The sequence below is a fragment of the Allobosea sp. OK403 genome (genome assembly GCF_900113835.1).
In the GTDB taxonomy this organism is placed as follows: Bacteria; Pseudomonadota; Alphaproteobacteria; order Rhizobiales; family Beijerinckiaceae; genus Allobosea.
This window is the reverse complement of sequence record NZ_FOQV01000007.1, coordinates 41,947-59,080: the sequence shown is the minus strand read 5'-3', so window position 1 is coordinate 59,080 and position 17,134 is coordinate 41,947. Positions and strand designations below refer to the sequence as shown.

At 66.0% G+C, this 17,134-nt stretch carries 14 protein-coding genes; 6 read left to right on the top strand and 8 right to left on the bottom strand.

The features are described 5' to 3' along the window. Positions 1–3: 3 nt before the first annotated feature. The 3 genes from BMZ97_RS21150 to BMZ97_RS21140 are packed head-to-tail and all read right to left on the bottom strand — an operon-like array spanning position 4 to position 2,832. The gene (locus BMZ97_RS21150) at positions 4–840 is read right to left on the bottom strand and encodes a carbohydrate ABC transporter permease (protein WP_069689408.1); all 837 of its coding nucleotides are present in this window, start codon (positions 838–840) and stop codon (positions 4–6) included. Beyond that, on the bottom strand, positions 833–1,708 hold the full coding sequence (locus BMZ97_RS21145; protein ID WP_092174266.1) for a carbohydrate ABC transporter permease: 876 nt from the start codon (positions 1,706–1,708) through the stop codon (positions 833–835). The genes BMZ97_RS21150 and BMZ97_RS21145 overlap by 8 nt, the downstream gene beginning before the upstream one ends. After that, a complete protein-coding gene (locus tag BMZ97_RS21140) occupies positions 1,708–2,832 on the bottom strand; it encodes a mandelate racemase/muconate lactonizing enzyme family protein (RefSeq protein WP_092174263.1) in 1,125 nt (374 codons plus the stop codon). The genes BMZ97_RS21145 and BMZ97_RS21140 overlap by 1 nt, the downstream gene beginning before the upstream one ends. Before the next feature lie 116 nt (positions 2,833–2,948). On the opposite strand from BMZ97_RS21140, the gene BMZ97_RS21135 reads away from it, so the two are divergent. Genes BMZ97_RS21135 through BMZ97_RS21120 form a run of 4 tightly spaced genes read left to right on the top strand, consistent with a single transcriptional unit; the run spans position 2,949 to position 7,123 of the window. Continuing rightward, positions 2,949–3,740: a FadR/GntR family transcriptional regulator gene (locus tag BMZ97_RS21135; protein ID WP_175525657.1), complete on the top strand. Its 792-nt coding sequence runs from the start codon at positions 2,949–2,951 to the stop codon at positions 3,738–3,740. After that, on the top strand, positions 3,712–5,025 hold the full coding sequence (locus BMZ97_RS21130; protein ID WP_092174257.1) for an ABC transporter substrate-binding protein: 1,314 nt from the start codon (positions 3,712–3,714) through the stop codon (positions 5,023–5,025). The genes BMZ97_RS21135 and BMZ97_RS21130 overlap by 29 nt, the downstream gene beginning before the upstream one ends. Before the next feature lie 56 nt (positions 5,026–5,081). Continuing rightward, positions 5,082–6,371, top strand: a complete 1,290-nt coding sequence (locus BMZ97_RS21125) for an ABC transporter substrate-binding protein (protein ID WP_092174255.1) — start codon at positions 5,082–5,084, stop codon at positions 6,369–6,371. Next, positions 6,371–7,123: an SDR family NAD(P)-dependent oxidoreductase gene (locus BMZ97_RS21120; protein ID WP_092174252.1), complete on the top strand. Its 753-nt coding sequence runs from the start codon at positions 6,371–6,373 to the stop codon at positions 7,121–7,123. The genes BMZ97_RS21125 and BMZ97_RS21120 overlap by 1 nt, the downstream gene beginning before the upstream one ends. 120 nt (positions 7,124–7,243) lie before the next feature. Here the strand turns inward: BMZ97_RS21120 and BMZ97_RS21115 are convergent, their stop codons facing one another. Genes BMZ97_RS21115 through BMZ97_RS21100 form a run of 4 tightly spaced genes read right to left on the bottom strand, consistent with a single transcriptional unit; the run spans position 7,244 to position 12,802 of the window. Further along, positions 7,244–8,857, bottom strand: coding sequence for a hydantoinase B/oxoprolinase family protein (locus BMZ97_RS21115; protein WP_092174249.1), 1,614 nt, complete (start codon positions 8,855–8,857; stop codon positions 7,244–7,246). Next, the gene (locus tag BMZ97_RS21110; RefSeq protein WP_092174246.1) at positions 8,857–10,908 is read right to left on the bottom strand and encodes a hydantoinase/oxoprolinase family protein; all 2,052 of its coding nucleotides are present in this window, start codon (positions 10,906–10,908) and stop codon (positions 8,857–8,859) included. The genes BMZ97_RS21115 and BMZ97_RS21110 overlap by 1 nt, the downstream gene beginning before the upstream one ends. A gap of 27 nt (positions 10,909–10,935) precedes the next feature. Further along, complete coding sequence (locus BMZ97_RS21105; RefSeq protein ID WP_092174243.1) at positions 10,936–11,775, bottom strand: PfkB family carbohydrate kinase; 840 nt, start codon at positions 11,773–11,775, stop codon at positions 10,936–10,938. 13 nt (positions 11,776–11,788) lie between these two features. Next, positions 11,789–12,802, bottom strand: a complete 1,014-nt coding sequence (locus BMZ97_RS21100) for an SIS domain-containing protein (protein ID WP_092174240.1) — start codon at positions 12,800–12,802, stop codon at positions 11,789–11,791. 296 nt (positions 12,803–13,098) lie between these two features. Between BMZ97_RS21100 and BMZ97_RS21095 the strand changes: the two genes are divergently transcribed. Next, the gene (locus tag BMZ97_RS21095; protein ID WP_175525656.1) at positions 13,099–13,845 is read left to right on the top strand and encodes a GntR family transcriptional regulator; all 747 of its coding nucleotides are present in this window, start codon (positions 13,099–13,101) and stop codon (positions 13,843–13,845) included. A gap of 70 nt (positions 13,846–13,915) precedes the next feature. Next, entirely contained in the window at positions 13,916–15,238 is a 1,323-nt protein-coding gene (locus tag BMZ97_RS21090) for an NAD(P)/FAD-dependent oxidoreductase (protein WP_092174234.1), read from the top strand. Between the two features lie 284 nt (positions 15,239–15,522). On the opposite strand, the gene BMZ97_RS21085 is transcribed toward BMZ97_RS21090, so the two are convergent. After that, positions 15,523–17,049, bottom strand: coding sequence for an ABC transporter substrate-binding protein (locus tag BMZ97_RS21085; RefSeq protein ID WP_092174231.1), 1,527 nt, complete (start codon positions 17,047–17,049; stop codon positions 15,523–15,525). Positions 17,050–17,134 lie beyond the last annotated feature (85 nt).

Below are 17,134 nucleotides of genomic sequence, written 5' to 3'. Positions count from 1 at the left end.
TTTCTACCCCTTCACCGCGCCGGCAGTCAGGCCGGCGACGAGATGCTTCTGCATGAGGATGACGAAGGCGAGTACCGGCAGGAGCTGGACGGTCGAGGCGGCAAAGAGCACGCCCCATTCGACGCCCTCGACCGCGCCGATCATCTCCGAGATCACCAAAGGCGCGGTCTTGGCCTTGGTGGTGGTGAAGATGAAGGCGAAGAGGAACTCGTTCCAAGCATAGACGATGACGAAGACCGCGACCGCGAGCATGCCTTGGGCCGCCATCGGCAGGATGACGCGCCAGACGATCTGCATCTGCGAAGCGCCGTCGATCATCGCCGCCTCGTCGAGCTCGCGCGGGATCTGGTCGATGAAGGTGCGCATCACGATGGTGCCGAGCGAGACGAAGAAGGTGGCGTAGAGCACGATCAGGATCAGATGCGTGTCGTTGAGCCCAAGCCAGTTCACCACCGGAAACAATGGCAGCGTGATCACGATCGGCGGGATCAAGCGGATGAAGATCAGGAAGAAGGCGCTGGCCTGCAGACCCTTCGAGGCATGGCGCGAATAGGCGAAGCCGGCGAGCAACGAGACCAGGACCGCGAGCACGGTTGCACCAACCGTGACGATGAAGCTGTTCCAGAGCCCGAAGAAGAAGTCGCCCCAGCGGCTCCAGAGCAGTTCGTAATTCGCCAATGTCGGCGCGAAGCTGAAACGCGAGGTCAGCGAGAAGATATCGCGGTCCGATTTGAAGGAGGACATCGCGATCAGGGCGATCGGCAGGACCGACCAGGCGACGATGACAAGGACGCCCAGCAGCTTCAGGGCCGCGCGAAGGAGGGAGGGTGGCTTAGACATGCTTGCCGAACATCTCCCTGTAGAGCCGGCGCAGATAGAACAGCGCGAGCAGGAGCGAGGCGAGCACGAGCAGCCAGCCCGTGGCGGCAGCCGAGCCGAAGGCGTTGTAACGAAAGGCCTCGAGATAGAGATAGACCGCCAGCACCTCCGTGGTGCGTGCCGGCCCGCCGCCGGTCATCAGCCAGACCTCGGAGAACAGCCGGAAGGCGAAGATGTAGCGAAACAAGGCCGCGATCAGCAGGGCCGGCATGAGGAGCGGCAAGGTGATGCGGCGAAACGCCGTCCAGCTGCTGGCGCCGTCGATCGCGCCGGCCTCGTAGAGGTCGCTCGGGATCGAGAGCCTGGCGGCGTAGATGATAATGAACGAGAAGGGCAGGTGCAGCCAGATCGAGAGCAGCGAGACCATGAACAAGCCGTGGCTCGGCTTTACCGCCCATTCGATCGGCGGCAGGCCCAGGAACGAGAGCATCTGGCTCATCATCCCGACATCGGGCTCGAACAGATAGCGCCACATCACCACGGCCGAGACCTCGCTGACCGCATAGGGCGCGAGCACGATGGCGAGCAGGATCGGGCGGAACGGCACGCCCGAGGCGAAGAACAGCGCCATCAGGAGACCAAGCAGCAATTCGATATGCACGACCACGGCGACGACGATCACCGTGTTGACGAGCGCGCGCCAGAAATAGGGGTCGCTCAGGACCTTGGCGTAGTTGGCGAGGCCGACGAAGCTTGCCGCCTGGCCGAAGGAGGACTGATTCAGGCTGAGCCAGAACACGTAGATCGCCGGCAGGAAGATGATGCCGCCGACCATGAGCTGGACGGGGCCGACCAGCGCGATGGCCGAAAGGGGCGTGCGTGCGGTCATCAGGCGATCCGGAAACGCTGGAGCGCGTCGCGATCGATCTCGATGCCGAGGCCCGGGCCCTGCGGCACGGCGAGCTTGCCGTCGGCGAGCTGAGAGCCCTCGCCCACCACAGGATGCGTGAAGGCATCGCGCAGCGGGTTCTCATAGACCATGCATTCGAAGGTGCGGAAGCTCTCGGCGGCGGCCGCGAGCTGGAGGCTGGCGGCGACGCAGATCGCGCCCGACCAGCCGACATGAGGGGCGTAGGCCGTGTTGAAGGCAGCGGCGAGTTCGGCGATGCGCCAGGTCTCGGTGATGCCGCCCGAGCGCGTCACGTCGGGCTGGATCAGTCCCAGCGAACGGTCCTGCAGCATGATCAGCGCCTCGGAGGCGACATAGTCGCTTTCGCCCGCCGCGAGCCTGATCGGCAGATGCTGGGCGAGCCGACGATAGCCCTCGCGATCATGCGGCGCGATCGGCTCCTCGAAGAAACCATAGCCGAGATCGGCCAGCGCCCGGCCGACGATCAGCGCGTCATCGACATCATAGGCCCAGTTGGCATCGACATAGAGGGCGATGTCGTCGCCCGCGAGCTTGCGGATGAAGCGCGCCCTGGCGATCGCATCCTTCAGCGGGTGGCCGAGCTTGACCTTGATCTCGCGGAAGCCGGCTTTCAGCGCGGCAGTGACCTCCGCCTCGACCGTCGCGTCGTCCAGCCAGTTGATCGAGGAGGCATAGGCCGCGACCTGCGTGCGCCCGATACCGCCGAGCAGCTTGTGGATCGGCAGGCCGGCCTGTTTGCCGGCGATGTCCCAGAGCGCGATGTCGACGCCCGCGATCGCCTCGACCAACTGCCCGCCGGGGCGGCCAGAAAGCGCAGCACGCATCACCTTCCAATGCGCGCGCCGGTCGGCGGGGGCCTTGCCGATCAGGCGGGGGCCGAGCACCTCCTCGATCAGCCGCGCATAGCCGGCCGCGCCGCGCCGCGCCAAGGCCTCGCCGAACCCCACCACGCCGTCGCTGGTCACGACCTCGACGACGACGAGCTCGATGGCGGGATAGTCGCCCTGCGAGGTGCGCTGCACCTTGGCAAGCGTGGCGCGCAAGGGATGCGCGATGATCTGCGTGATGCGGTTTGCCGTCATGGCGGCGCTGTCCTCCCCAGGACATTGAACTTATCTGAGACATTAAACTTATCTGATAGGTTGATCAGTTGCAAAGATGAGCAGCATCTGTCAATCATCAATTCATGGAGACGATGATGAACGACGCCGCCCTTGCAGCCGCGATCGACAACGACCCGTTCGGCGGGTCCGATGTCGTGCCGACGCGGCTCGGCGACGCGCTGATCGCGCGCATCACCCAGGCGATCCATGACGGGCGCTTGAAGCCGGGTGACGCGCTCCCCTCGGAATCGCGGATCGCCGCCTCCTTCGGCGTCAGCAAGCCGATCGCACGCGAGGCCATCCGCCAGCTCGCGGCGATGGGTGTCGTCCATATCCAGCAGGGCAAGGTCACGCGCGTGCAGGCGCTGAACGCCGCCCCGCTCGACCGCTTCTTCCGTTTCGCCGTCAGCGGCAGCAAGACCGGGCTGATCGAAGCGGTCGAACTGCGCCGCATCCTCGAGCCGCCGATCGCCGCCCATAGCGCCGAGCGCCGCAGCGAGGCTGATCTCGAGCGCCTGCGCGAAATTCTGCAGCGCATGGAAACCGCACTCGGCGACGTGCCGCTCTGGATCGAGGCCGATCTCGATTTCCACGAGGCCGTTGCCGCATCAGCAGGCAACCGCCTGCTCGATTTCCAGATCAGGGGCCTGCGACCGGTGATCCGGCAGGTGATGGAGATCTTCAATTCGCGCGAGGCCCGCACCAAGGCCGATTGGCGCCAGACCTATGAGCGGCATGTCCGCGTCGTCGAGGCCATCGCCATCGGCGACGCTGCTGCGGCCCAGGCCGCCATGAACAAGCATTTCGAAGCGGCTGAAGCCGCCATCGCGGAAATCGCGGCATCCCGGGAGGAATATCATGACGGCAGGACAAGGGCTCGACCGTAGAGACCTGCTCGTTGGCATCGCAGGCCTGGGCATCGCAGGTCTGAGCTTCGCCGGGCCGATGGCTGCACCCGCCTTGGCGCAGGCCGGTCCGCTCAACGTCTTCGCCCACCGCGTCATGCAGACGGTCGCGACCGGCGCGCAGGGCGGCGACATCACCAAAGACTGGAGCCAGAAGACCGGCACCGCGATCCAGTGGACGACCTTCGACACCGGGCCGCTGCAGGAACGATTGTTCCGCGAAGCGAGCCTCGGCGAGACCTCGGTCGATGTCGGTTTCCTCCTGAACACCCAGGCGATCCCGCGCGCCACCAATCTGTTCGAACCGCTCGACGACTATCTGAAGCGCGACCCGCTGGAGGATGCACCCGACATCTTCCCGGGGCTGATGGAGGGGATGAAGGTCGGCGGAAAGCAGCTCGCCATCCCCTTCCGCCATGCCTCCTCGGGCCTGCACTACAATGAGGAGATTCTGGCCGAGAAGGGCTTCAGCAAGCCGCCGGCGACGATCGAGGAGATGGTCGAGATCGCCCGCGCCTGCACCTATCGCCGCAGCGATGGCACGGCGGTGACGGGCCTGTGCATGCCAGGCGTGACCTATCCCAATGTGATCGACATCGCGCGCGCCTGGGACGGCGATTTCATCACCGCCGACTTCAAATGCGTCGCCGACCAGCCGGCCATGCTGAACGCGATCAAGCTCTTGCGCGCACTCTTCGAAAGCGGGGCGTTCCCGCGCAATTTCGCGACGCTCTCGCCCGAAGACGTCAATGTCTGGATGCAGACCGGCCGCGCCGCGATGAGCCTGCAGAGCATGGGCCGCAACCGCATCTACAACGACCCGCAGAAGTCGAAATTCCCTAGCAGGATCAAGACGGTCGCGGTACCGGCCTCGAAGACGCTCGCCGGGAAATACGAGGCCGCGCCGGCCAAGGTCGAGTTCTGGGGTCTCGTCATCCCCAGGAACGCCAGGCGCAAGGAGCTCTCCTGGAGCTTCATCAAGGCCATGGTCTCGAAGGAGGCGACGCTGAAGGCAGCGCTCAACGGCAATGGCCCGGTGCGCGCCTCGACCTATGCCGATGCAGGCTTCGCCGGCACCGTGCCCTATGCGGCCGAGGAGCTGAAGGTGCTGAAGGTGGCTCGCGTGCCGATGCCCGCCTTCGACGAAGCCGCACGTGCCGGCGACCTGTTCAAGGAAGAAGCGGAAGCCGCCGTGCTCGGGCTGAAGACGCCGGAGGAGGCGATGGCCTCGCTGGTCAAGCGCGTGCAGCCACTGCTGCCCGCCTGAGATCGAACACATCACAACGCGCGAGACAGCGCGAACCAAACCCTTGGAGGAAAGCCATGACCACATCCATCTCCCGCCGCGCATTCGGCCTGATCTCGGGCGGCGCCGCGGCGTCACTCGCCTTGCCAGGCATCGCCCGCGCCCAGGCAAAAACCGTCACCGCACTCGGCCACCGCGTCCACCAGACCTCCGCCACGACCGGGCCGGGCGGTGACGCAACCGAAGCCTGGCGCAAGCAATCAGGCGCAACCGTCAACTGGGTCACCTTCGGCGACGTCAACGCCATCCATGAGCGGCTACTGCGCGAGGCGACTTTGGGCGAGACCACGATCGATGTTGCCTATCTGCTCAACGGGCGGGCCGTACCGCGCAATCTCAAGCTGTTCGAGCCGCTCGACGCCTTGCTGAAGGATTCAGCCATCGAGGCCATGGATGATTTCGCACCGGGCCTGATCGCGCCGATGAAGCTCGACGGGGCGCTGCACGGCATCCCCATCCGCCACGCCACCAACGCGCTGATCTACAACGAGGCGATCCTGGAGGAGCGTGGCGTCAGCAAGCTGCCGACCAGTTTCGAGGAATTGGCGGAGCTTGTCCGCAAGCTGACCTTCAAGCGCGACGACGGCACGCAGGTGAACGGCCTCGCCTTCACCGCCGTCTTCGCCTCGAACTTCCTGACGCTCGCGCGCTGTCTCGGCGGCGACTACATGACCCCCGACGGCAAGCTCGTCGCCAATGAGCCGGGCATGGTCAAGGCGCTGACGCTGCTGGCCGATTTCTACAAGGCCGGTGTGCTGCCGCGCAATTTCGCGACCGTGAACAATGAAGAGATCACGACCTGGATGCAGCAGGGCCGCGCCGCGATGACGATCAACCCCTTCGCGCGGCTGGTGACCTATAACGACCCGGCCAAGGGCAAATATGGCGGGCGCTTCAAATCGCTGCTGCCGCCGATGGCCGCGGATCTGGCCGGCAAGGTGGCCTATGCGCCGACGACCGAATTCTGGTCGCTGGTGATCCCGAAGAATGCGAAGCAGAAACCGCTGAGCTGGGAGCTGATCCGGGCGCTGTCGTCCAAGGCCGGAACCCTGGCCATGGCCCTGAACGGCAACGGCCCGACGCGCGTTTCGACCTATAGCGACGAGAAGCTGAAAGCCGCCATGCCCTATGCCGCCGACGAGGCTGCCGCGCTCAAGGCCTCGCGCATCCATCTGCCCGCCTTCGACGAGCAGGCCCGCGCCCACGACATCTTCTTGGAGGAGACGCAGGCCGCCGTTCTCGGCATCAAGCCGCCGCAAGCCGCGATGGATGACGCGGTCAAGCGCGTGAAGCCGCTGCTCGGCTGATGGGCGAGACGCTGTCAGGACGCGTCGCCCTCGTCACGGGCGCAGCGCGCGGGATCGGGCTGGCGATCGCCACCGCGCTGGCGGAAGCCGGCGCCCATGCGATCCTGCATGATCGCGACCGGGAGGCGGCCCAGGCCGCGACAGCCGCACTTCTCGGCAGCGGAGCCTCGGCCTCCAGCTTGATCGCCGATCTCGCCGAACCGCTGGCTCCCGCAGCCATGCTGACGGAGCTCCAAGCGCGCGGAAACGAGCCCGACATTCTCGTGCTCTGCGCCTCCGCGGAAATCCGCGAGAGCTGGGATGCGGTCAGCGACAAGGCCCTGCGGGTCCAGAGCGAGGTCAACCTGCACGCGACCATGCGATTGATCCGCAGCTTCCTGCCCGGCATGGTCGTGCGCGGCTTCGGCCGCATCATCGCGATCGGCTCGGTGCAGGAAGCGCGCGCCAATGCCGACTGCATCTACTACGCCGCGACCAAGGCGGCGCAGACCAGCATGATCCTCACCCTCGCCCGCACGCTGCGCGCGCCGGAGGTGACCTGCAACGTCATCCAGCCCGGCGCCATCCGGACGGAACGCAATCGCGCGGTCCTGGCCGAGCCCGGTCGCGAGGCGCTCGCGCTGGAGCGCATCCCGCTCGGACGGATCGGCGCGCCGCAGGACTGCGCCGGGATCGCGCGGCTGCTGTGCTCGCCCGAAGGCGCCTATATCAACGGCGCCGAGATCGCCGTCGATGGCGGCATGCGGCTGTGACCGCGCTCAGAGCATGATGCCGAAAAGTGGGAACCGGTTTTCGGACGACATTATGCTCTAACTCTTTGTTTTACCGCATTTTCTTCACGCGAACCGGGGTCCACTTCGCTCGAAAATGCTCTAAGCCGGCAGCAATCGCCCCTCGGCGACGTCGCGGGCCTTGTCCTCCGCGCTGCGTTCCGAGGGCGGACCGTAGCCGCCGGCGCCCGGCGTGATGATCTCGACGATCTGCCCCGCTTCCAGCGCGCCATCGCCCCTGACGAAAGGACCCACCCCGTCGCTGAAGGCAAAGGAACCGCCCTGCCCGGATTCACCGCCGGCGATGCCCCAGGGACGCGAGTTCAGGCGGGAATTGTCGACATTGAGGCGGCAGGGAGCCTCGGCGCGGTAGACGCGGCGCAGGCCCATGCCGCCGCGATGGCGGCCCTGGCCGCCGGACCCGTCGACCAGTTCGTAGCGCAGCAGGGTCAAGGGATACTCGACCTCCAGCGCCTCGACCGGCAGGTTCGAGGTGTTGGTCATGTGGACATGGACGCCGTCGAGACCGTCCTTGGTCGCACGCGCGCCCGAGCCGCCGCCGATGGTCTCCAGATAGACCCAGAGCTCGCCGCTGCCAGGCCTCGCGCCCATGAAGGTGGCGGAGGCGACCGCGCCCGAGCAGGCGGCTATGACGCGTTCCGGCACGGCCTGGGCAAGCGCGCCGTGGATCAGGTCGACGACGCGCTGGCAGGGCGCGATGCGCCCGTTCACCGCCGCCGGATGCAGGCAGTTCAGCACCGTGCCTTCCGTTGCCGTGATGGTCAGCGGCCGGGCAAGGCCGGCATTGGGCGGGATCGTCGGATCGGCCACGGTCTTGACCGCGTAATACACCGTCGAGAGCAGCGCGGTGTAGACCATGTTGAAGCCGGCGCGCGCCTGGGGCGGGGACTCAAAAGCGAGCTTCATCTCCTCGCCCGCGACCGTGATCTCGACCGAGAACTCCATCGGCTGCTCGACCTCGGGATTGTCGAAGAGATCGGCGAAGCGATAGACGCCATCGGGAATCGAGGCGATGCCGGCGCGCATCTTGCGCTCCGCATAATCCTGCAAGGCCTTGCCGGCCGAAAGCACGGTCGTGCGGCCATATTTGTCGCAGAGCGCGCGCACGCGCTCGACGCCGAGGCGGTTCGCCGCCATCTGGGCGCGCAGATCGGAGAGGCGCTCGCGCGGAACCTGGCAGTTGAGCAGGATCAGCTCCTGCACGTCCTTCATCAGCACGCCGCCGTCATAAAGCCGGATCGGCGGGATGCGCAGGCCCTCCTGATAGATATGGGCGTGGCCGCGATCGGCGAAATCGGAATGATGCGCCGTGTTGACGGCCCAGGCGACCATGGTGCCGTCATGGAAGATCGGCTCGGCCAGGACGATGTCGGGCAGATGGGTGCCGCCGCCCTCATAGGCGTCATTGCCGATGAAGACGTCGCCGGGCTTCATCTCGGCGACGGGATGGCGCTTCAGGATATGCGGGATGATGCCGATGAAGGAGCCGAGATGCATCGGGATATGCTCGGCCTGGCAGAGCGTGTCGCCAGCGATGTCGAAAAGCGCGGTCGAGCAGTCGCGGCGCTCCTTGATGTTGGTGGAATAGCTCGCCTTGACGAGCGCCTCGCCCATTTCCTCGGTGATCGAGGCAAAGGAGGAGCCGATGACCTCGACGGTGATCGGATCGACGGTGACGGTGGCGGTGACGTTCATCACGGCGTCTCCAGGATCAGGTTGAGGTAAGGCTCGACGGTCGCGATCATCCCCGGCAGCAGCACGGTGGTCGAATCCATCTGCTCGATGATCGCCGGCCCGGCGATGACATTGCCGGATTTCAGCTTGTCGCGATCATAGATCTTGCACGCCACGAAACCACCGGCCTCGGGGAACCAGACCTCGCGGCTGCCGATGATCGCATGATCCGACTCCGGCCCGGCATCGGCTTGCGGCCGGAACTCGGCCTTAGGCACGAAGCCGATCGCCTCGACGCGGTAGGTCACGAGCTGCACCGCCTCGCCTTCGGCAACGAAGCCGTAGAGCCGCTTATGCGCCTCGGCGAAGCCATCGGCGAGGGCCGCAATGGTCGCGCTCGAGATCGGGCCTTCCGGCACGTCGATCGACAATTCGTAATTCTGGCCCTGATAGCGCAGATCCGCCGTGCGCCGGAGCTTGCGATCGTTAGGCGCGACTTTTTCCTCGGCGAACCAGTGCTCGCCCTGCGCGACCAGGCCGGCATAGGCCTCTGTCATCGCGCCAACCAGGCCGTCGCCCAATGTGGCGAGGCGGGTGGTGGCGAAATTGGCGCGCAGGTCGGTCAGCAGCAGGCCGAGCGCGCAGCCGATGCCGGGATTGCGCGGCACGACGATGCGCTTCATCTCCAATTCGCGCGCGAGCCGCGCCGCGTGCAGCGGACCGGCGCCGCCGAAGGCGACGAGCGCGTAGTCGCGCGGATCATGCCCGCGCTGGACCGAGACGACGCGGATCGCCTTGGCCATGTTGGCGGTGACGACCGAGATGATGCCCTGGGCGGTGGCCATCACGTCCAGGCCGAGCTGGTCGGCGAGCCGGCCGATCGCCTGTTTCGAGAGATCCTGCCGGATCGGCATGCGGCCGCCGAGCAGATGGGTCGGGTTCAGCGTCTGCAGCACGACATTGGCGTCGGTGACGGCGGGCTCGGTCGCACCGCGACCATAGCAGACCGGACCGGGATCGGCGCCGGCGCTGCGCGGACCGACCTTGAGCAGCCCGCCGGAATCGATCGCGGCGAGCGAGCCGCCGCCGGCCCCGACGGTGTGGATGTCGAGCATCGGCGCCTTGATCGGGTAACCATGGACGATCGCGTCGCTGGCGAACTTCGCCTCGCCGCCGCGCAATAGCGCGACGTCCGAGGATGTACCGCCCATGTCGAAGGTGATCAGGTTTTCGATACCGGTCATCTGGCCGATAGCCTGCGCGGCGACGACGCCGGTGGAGGGTCCCGACAGCACGGTGCGCACCGGCAGGCGGGCGGCCATGTCGAAGCCGATGACGCCGCCATTGGACTGCGTCAGATGCGGTGTCGTGGTGACGCCGAGCTCCATCAGCCGGTCGGCAAGGCGGCGGATATAGCCCTGCATGACCGGGCCGAGATAGGCGTTCACCACCGCCGTCGAGATGCGCTCATATTCGCGGAACTCGGGCGCGACCTCATGCGAGGTACAGATGAAGGCCTCCGGAAACTCCTCGGCGACGATGCGCTTGGCGGCCTGCTCATGGGCGGGATTCACGAAGCCGTAGAGGAAACCGATCGCCACCGCCTTGACACCGGCCGCTTTCAGGGCGCGGGCGGCGACCCGCACGCCCTCTTCATCAAGCGGAATCTCGACCGAACCGTCATGGCGCAGGCGCTCCGAGACACCGAAGCGCAGATCGCGGGTCACCAGAGGCGGTGCCTTGTCGACCTGGAGATCGTAGAGATCGGGGCGCTTCTGGCGGCCGATCTCGATCAGATCGCGGAAGCCCTCGGTGGTGATGAGACCGGTCTTGACGCCGCGATGCTGGATCAGGGCATTGGTGCCGACCGTAGTGCCATGGCCGAAATAGGCGACTTCGCTCGGCTTGGCGCCGACGCGTTCGGTGCCTTCCTGCGTGCCGCGCGCGATGGCGCGGGAGGGATCATCCGGCGTGGAGGGCACTTTCCAGACCGCCACCTCGCCGGTCGCGTCGTCGAAGAGACAAACGTCGGTAAAAGTTCCCCCGGAATCGATCCCGATCCGCCAAGCCATGAAGCCACTCCCGCCTTCAATTCGATGTCATGCGATAGCCAAACCGGGCGGCACCGACCATGCCGCGCCGTGGCCGAAGCCCCCTTGATATCCGCAGACCATAGCGGCGTGATCGGCGCCGGCGGCAAGCGCCTCGGCCAGACCCGCGCCATGCAGCAGGCGCAGGATGAAGGCGGCGATGAAGCCGTCTCCAGCGCCCAACGTATCGACGATGCGCGCCGCGCTGATGCCATGCGCGTGGAAGGCTCCGTCAGACAAGGCCATCGAGCCCTGCGCGCCCCGGGTCACGACCGCGATCCGCGCGCCCTGACCGATGCAGCGCTCCAGCAATGCGCGGCACTCCGCATCCGAGCCGCCGGGAAAGGACAGGAAGGCGATATCGAGCGCCGGCAGCGTCGCTGCCAGATTGGCGTCGGTCCAACGCTCGGAGAAATCATAGGACAGCAGGCGGGCGGCGCCCCGTATCGTCTCAAGCTCGGCCTCCAGCTCGCTATAGACACTGGAATGGACGAGATCGAAGCCCGCGACATAAGCGAGGTCGGCGGCGCCGAAGCTGCCCCATTGCCCGCGCACGCCGCGCTCCGAGCGCAGGAAGCGGCGGTCATTGCCGTCATGGCCGATGAAGGCGCGCGCATTGCCGCCGGGCAGGACACGGCACTGCCCGGTGTCGACGCCCTCCTGCCGCAAGGCCCCGATCAACAGCATGCCGGCCTCGTCCGTGCCGATGCAGCCGAGATAGCCGGCCTGCGCGCCAAGCCTGCGGGCAAGCACCGCGACATTGACGGCGTTGCCGCCGGGGAACTGCAGGCCCCGATCGACATAGGTGTCGACCGTGTTGTCGCCGAGGCCGAGCAGCCTGTGGGCCATCGCCGCGCTCCGCTCAGTAAGCCACTTTCCACATATAGCGGCGGGTCGTCAGCGGCTGGTTGTGCAGCACCGAGAGATGCACCGACAAGCGCTTCAGCGCCGATTGCAGGATATAGGGTGCCACGATCGGGCGGATTTCAGGCGCGATGCCTTTCATCGCGAAATCGCGGGAATCATATTTCATCACGCGCTCGGCATAGGTGTCGCAGAAGCTCGAGACGCGCTCCATCAGCGGGCGGCTCGGATCCTCACCGGTGATCAGGATCAGCGGCGTCGAGCGGTCGACGATCTCGAAGGGGCCGTGGAAGAACTCGGCCGCCTCGATCGGGTAGCTGTGCAGCCAGAGCATCTCCATCAGAATGCAGACGCCGAAGACATAGGCCGTGGTGAAGCCCGGCCCCGAGGCGACATGATAGAAATTCCGGTCCTTGGCGTAGAGCACCGCATCGGCCGCGGCGCGCTCCTCGTTCTGCTCGGCCGCGTCGGCAATCGCGCCGGGCAAGGCATCGAGCGAGGTGAGCAGCTTGTCGCCGAGCGGCCAGCCGTCCTTCTCCGTCATGATGCCACCGACCAGAGCCTGCATCAGCATGAACATGGCGATGAAGGATTCGCTGGTGTCACCGACGATGAAATGCTGCGGCACGGCCTGCGCCAGCGGCTTGTCGGCATATTGGCTGAAGGCCACGACCTGGCAGGGCTTGTCCTTCAGGAACCGCGCGGCGGCCACCGTCTCCGGCGTCGTGCCCGATTTCGAGGCGAGCAGCACCAAGGTGCGGCCATCGAGCCGGGGCGGGTCGATCGCCATGAACTCGGCCGGAAAGTAGCGGCGCACCTCGATGCCGGGCGAATAATGCTCGAGCCAGTATTTGATGCCGAGCATGGCGCGGTTGGCCGAGCCAGCGGCTACGAGATAGATCCGGTCGACGCCGGCGGCGAGCTTGCGGCCGAGCGCGAAAGCCTCGGGCACGGCAGCCTGCGTCTGCACAAGGCCGTCCAGCACGCGGATGCGGTCGTAAGCGATGGACATGAGAGAAAGCCATTTCCTGACAAGCGAGAATTGGTATATACCAAACAGCTATACCAATTGCTGTCAAGCATAGTCCAATCAGCACGGATATGTCGGCTCGTGGGTTGGTCTGGCGCGTTTTTCGGCTTCCAGTGATGGAAACCGGGCGCTACAGCATCAGACCGAATATCGTATTCGGTCTGATGCTGTAGCTCTTTGATTTTGCATCGGCTTCTTCCGAAAGCCGGATTCCACTTTTCGGGCCGATGCTCTATCCCAGTTCAACTGCGACGACGGGAATCCGAGAGACGCCAGCCATGCGCGAACCCGTGAAGCGGGCCAAGCCGATCTATGTCGAGGTGCAAGACTACCTGCTCGACCTCATCAACGGGCCCGATTGCGGCCCGGGAGACCGGATTCCGTCCGAGCGCGTTCTGGCCGACACGCTGCGCATCAACCGCATGACCGTGCGCAAGGCGATCGACAAGCTGGTCGAGCGCAATGTGCTGGAGCGCAACGGCACCAGCGGCACGCGCGTCCCTCTGGTCCAGGTCACGCGCCCGATCGAGGTCAGCTCCTCGCTCGGCATCACCCGGATTATCCGCAACTCCGGCGGCAGTCCCGGCAACAAGCTGCTGCATTTCGGCGAGGAGGCGGCGACCGAGAGCATCGCGCGCCGGCTCGATCTCACTGCTGGCGCCGACCTCATCATGTTCCGCCGGCTGCGCACGGTGAATGACGAACCGTTCTGCATCGAGACGAGCTATCTGCCGGCCGCGCGCTTCGCCGGGCTGGTCGCGGAGGATCTCGTCGCCGGGCAGTCGCTCTACGCGCTGCTGAAGGCCCGCTACGGCGTCGAGGCCAGCGCCCGCGATCGCGAGATCGGCGTCGGCATCGCAACCGACATGGAAGCCCGCCTGCTCTCGCTCAAGCCCGGCTCGCCCACCCTCGTATTGAGGCTGGTGGCGCGCGATGGCAGCGGCGCGCCGATCGAATACATGAAATCGGTGAACCACCCTCACCACGTCGTCTTCCGCAATTCCACGCCGACCCCGCAGGACTGACCATGCCGCCGCTCATGCCCCGCCCCCGCCGAGAAGCCGGCTCGTTTCCTTCGACCGGAGAGACTATCTGATGGGCATCACCATCGAGACGATCGACCCCGACGCCACATTGCCTGGGAGCAGCGATGTCGTCGTCATCGGCGGTGGCATCATCGGCATCATGACGGCGATCTTCCTGGCCAAGGAGGGGGTTTCCGTCACCGTCTGCGAAAAGGGTGAGGTCGGCCACGAACAGTCCGGGCGCAACTGGGGCTGGGTCCGCATCATGGGCCGCGACGCCAGCGAAATTCCGCTCGGGCTGGAAAGCATGCGGCTCTGGTCGGAGATGGACAAGCTGGTCGGCGGCGATACCGGCTTCACCCGTTCGGGCATCGTCTATGTCGCCGACACGCCCGGCAAACTCGCCGAGCACGAGGCCTGGCTCGACCATGCCAAGCAGTATCAGCTCGATTCACGCCTGCTGAGCTCGCGTGAGATCGAGAGCGTGCTGCCCGGCTGCAAGCGCGCTTTCGCGGGCGCCCTGTTCACGCCAAGCGATGCCCGCGCCGAACCACAAAAGGCGGTGCCGGCCATGGCGCGGGCGTTGCAGCGGCTCGGCGGGCAGGTTCTGACGCGCTGCGCCGTGCGCGGCATCGAGACCAAGGCCGGCCGGGTCAGCGCCGTGGTGACGGAGCGCGGCACGATCGCCTGCCAGCGCGTCGTGCTCGCCGGTGGCGCCTGGTCGCGGCTCTTCCTCGGCAACCTCGGCATCGACTTCCCGCAGCTCAAGGTGCTGGGCTCGGTCCTGCGTACAGAACCCTTGGACGGGCCGCCGACCCATGCCGTCGGCGGCTCAGACTTCGCCTTCCGCAAACGCCAGGACGGCGGCTACACCATCGCCCATCGCGGCGCGAGCGTTGCCGAGATCGTGCCAGACAGCTTCCGCCTGATGACCGATTTCCTGCCCTCCCTCGTCAAGCAGCGGCACGAATTGAAGCTCCGGCTCGGCCAGCGCTTCCTGGAGGAGGCGAAGACGACGCGGCGCTGGTCGCTCGACGAAACGACGCCCTTTGAAGAAACCCGCGTACTCGACCCGGCGCCTTACGACTCGATCCTGAGCGAAGCGCAGGCCAATCTCGTCGCGGCTTTCCCCGCCTTCAAGGGCATGAAGGTCGCACAGGCCTGGGGCGGCTTCGTCGATGCGACGCCCGACGCCGTGCCGGTGATCGGCGAAGTGCCGCGCCTGCCCGGCTTCTTCATCGCCAGCGGCTTCTCCGGCCATGGCTTCGGCATCGGCCCGGGAGCGGGCCGGCTGATCGCCGATCTCGTCGCGGGTCGAACGTCGATGATCGACGCCAAGCCGTTCCGGCTGGAGCGTTTCGCGCGGTTGGAGCGGACGACGCGGGCGGTGTGAGCAAAGCGCGTCATGGTCGGACACGACCGGAATCTTTCCTACGGAAAGGGAAGGAAGCTCCGTTCAGCGCGGGGAACCCTCTCCCGTAGGGAGAGGGCAGGGTGAGGGGTAGGCCCCCGGATGCTTTGGCCGTGATCTCACCGCTGCTTCGCTGTAAGGTTGGCGCTCGACTGGTCCAGGGGCCGACACCTCACCCCTGCCCCTCTCCTTACAGGAGAGGGGTTCCCCGCGCCCTCGTCTTCATGACCACCACAAGAATGATCGTGACGGCTTGGCTGGAATCGTCAGGAGAACGACGTCTCTTCCATCGAATAGGCCGAGAAGAAGTTCGTGCCGCCGGGCAGGCTCTTGAAGCCGGTCACGCCCTTGACCATGCCGTAGCCCTGCGAGCGCCAGGCCAGGCCGACCAGCGGCGCCTGTTGCTGCGCGACCCTCTCGAGCTCGGCATAGATCACCTTGCGCTTGGCGGGATCGAACTCCGAGCGGCCCTTGACGAAGAGGGCGTGGATTTCGGGCGTCGGCATCTGCCAGCTGCGCGCCATGTTCGCCGGCAGCTCGCCGTCGATCAATGGCGCGAGGCCGTCAGGATCGTTGTTGTCGGCGGCCGTGCCCTGGATCATGAACTCGTAGCGACCCTTGCCGGCGGCATCGACGCGCCCTGCCCAGTCCGGCAGGTTGAGCTTCACATCGATGCCGATCTCGCCGAGATGGGCCTGCACGACCTCGGCGGTGGATTTGTGCATGCCGTACTGGGCCGTCGAGAGCAGGGTGCAGGAGAAGCCCTTGGCGAACCCGGCATCAGCCATCAGCTTCTTGGCCTTGTCGGGATTGTAGCTCCAGAATTCCGAGCGAGCCTTGTCGAAATAGGGGCTCGAGGGCGGGATCGGGATGCTCTCCAGCTTGCTGCCGCGCCCGAAGAAGGCCGCCTGGACGATCTCCTCGCGGCGGATGGCATGGGCGACCGCCTGGCGCAGGCGCACATCCTTGAACGGCCCGCTGCCGCCGTTGAAGTTCAGCCCCATGAAGGGGCCGTCGGCGGCGACGAGCGTCAGGCGCGGATCCTTCTCGATCACGCCCATATGCTGCCAGGGCACATATTCGATCAGGTCGATATCGCCGGCCTGCAGCGCCGCGACACGCAGGTTCTCGTCGGCATAGGCGACGAGCTTCACGCCGGCGAGCTTGGGCAAGCCGGGCTTGTAGTATTTGTCGAACTTCGCGACCTCGATCGAGACGCCGCGTTCCTGGTCTTTCAGCGTGAACGGCCCGGCGCCGACGCCCAGACCGGTCCGGCCCTCGATCGAGTCCTTGGCGATGATCGGCATATGCGGGCTCGCCAGCCAGATCGGCAGCGTGGCGGTGGGCTCCTTCATGACGATGCGCACGGTGTGCTGATCAGGAGTCTCGATGCGTTCGACGCCGCCGAACTCGGCTTTGAGGAAGGCTGTGGAATTCGGCGCCGCGACCTGCTCCAGCGTCCACTTCACATCCTCGGCCGTGACCGGCTTGCCGTTGTGGAAGGTGGCCTGGCGCAATTTGAAGAGCCAGCCGGTCGGTCCGTCCTGCGTCCAGGATTCCGCGAGTTCGGGCCTGGCCTCGCCATTCTCGTCGAAGCCGGTCAGGCCGCGGAAGATCAGGAGCTTGACCGTCAACGCGGCGGTGCCGGTATGGACCCAGGGCTGCATGCTCGGCGGGAAGCTCGACAGGCCAAAGCGCAGCACCTTCCCTGAAGCTTGCGCAAAGGCGGTGCCTCGGACCAGCGGCAGGCTCGCCCCAGCGGCAAGGAGGGCACGGCGCGAAATCATCGTCATCGGAAATCCCCTTTTTTTATCAGCCTGAAGCCAGCATGGATTGGTGTATACCAAACTGTCAATTGCGGCCCTCGACTGGCGCGGC

What these genes read in the sequence shown, in the direction of transcription:
- BMZ97_RS21105 (WP_092174243.1), bottom strand. Translation starts at nt 11,775, where the DNA reads ATGGCCCACAGGCTGCTCGGCCTCGGCGACAACACGGTCGACACCTAT.
- BMZ97_RS21090 (WP_092174234.1), top strand. Translation starts at nt 13,916, where the DNA reads ATGGGCATCACCATCGAGACGATCGACCCCGACGCCACATTGCCTGGG.
- BMZ97_RS21130 (WP_092174257.1), top strand. Translation starts at nt 3,712, where the DNA reads ATGACGGCAGGACAAGGGCTCGACCGTAGAGACCTGCTCGTTGGCATC.
- BMZ97_RS21110 (WP_092174246.1), bottom strand. Translation starts at nt 10,908, where the DNA reads ATGGCTTGGCGGATCGGGATCGATTCCGGGGGAACTTTTACCGACGTT.
- BMZ97_RS21125 (WP_092174255.1), top strand. Translation starts at nt 5,082, where the DNA reads ATGACCACATCCATCTCCCGCCGCGCATTCGGCCTGATCTCGGGCGGC.
- BMZ97_RS21100 (WP_092174240.1), bottom strand. Translation starts at nt 12,802, where the DNA reads ATGTCCATCGCTTACGACCGCATCCGCGTGCTGGACGGCCTTGTGCAG.
- BMZ97_RS21140 (WP_092174263.1), bottom strand. Translation starts at nt 2,832, where the DNA reads ATGACGGCAAACCGCATCACGCAGATCATCGCGCATCCCTTGCGCGCC.
- BMZ97_RS21145 (WP_092174266.1), bottom strand. Translation starts at nt 1,708, where the DNA reads ATGACCGCACGCACGCCCCTTTCGGCCATCGCGCTGGTCGGCCCCGTC.
- BMZ97_RS21120 (WP_092174252.1), top strand. Translation starts at nt 6,371, where the DNA reads ATGGGCGAGACGCTGTCAGGACGCGTCGCCCTCGTCACGGGCGCAGCG.
- BMZ97_RS21095 (WP_175525656.1), top strand. Translation starts at nt 13,099, where the DNA reads ATGCGCGAACCCGTGAAGCGGGCCAAGCCGATCTATGTCGAGGTGCAA.
- BMZ97_RS21150 (WP_069689408.1), bottom strand. Translation starts at nt 840, where the DNA reads ATGTCTAAGCCACCCTCCCTCCTTCGCGCGGCCCTGAAGCTGCTGGGC.
- BMZ97_RS21085 (WP_092174231.1), bottom strand. Translation starts at nt 17,049, where the DNA reads ATGACGATGATTTCGCGCCGTGCCCTCCTTGCCGCTGGGGCGAGCCTG.
- BMZ97_RS21115 (WP_092174249.1), bottom strand. Translation starts at nt 8,857, where the DNA reads ATGAACGTCACCGCCACCGTCACCGTCGATCCGATCACCGTCGAGGTC.
- BMZ97_RS21135 (WP_175525657.1), top strand. Translation starts at nt 2,949, where the DNA reads ATGAACGACGCCGCCCTTGCAGCCGCGATCGACAACGACCCGTTCGGC.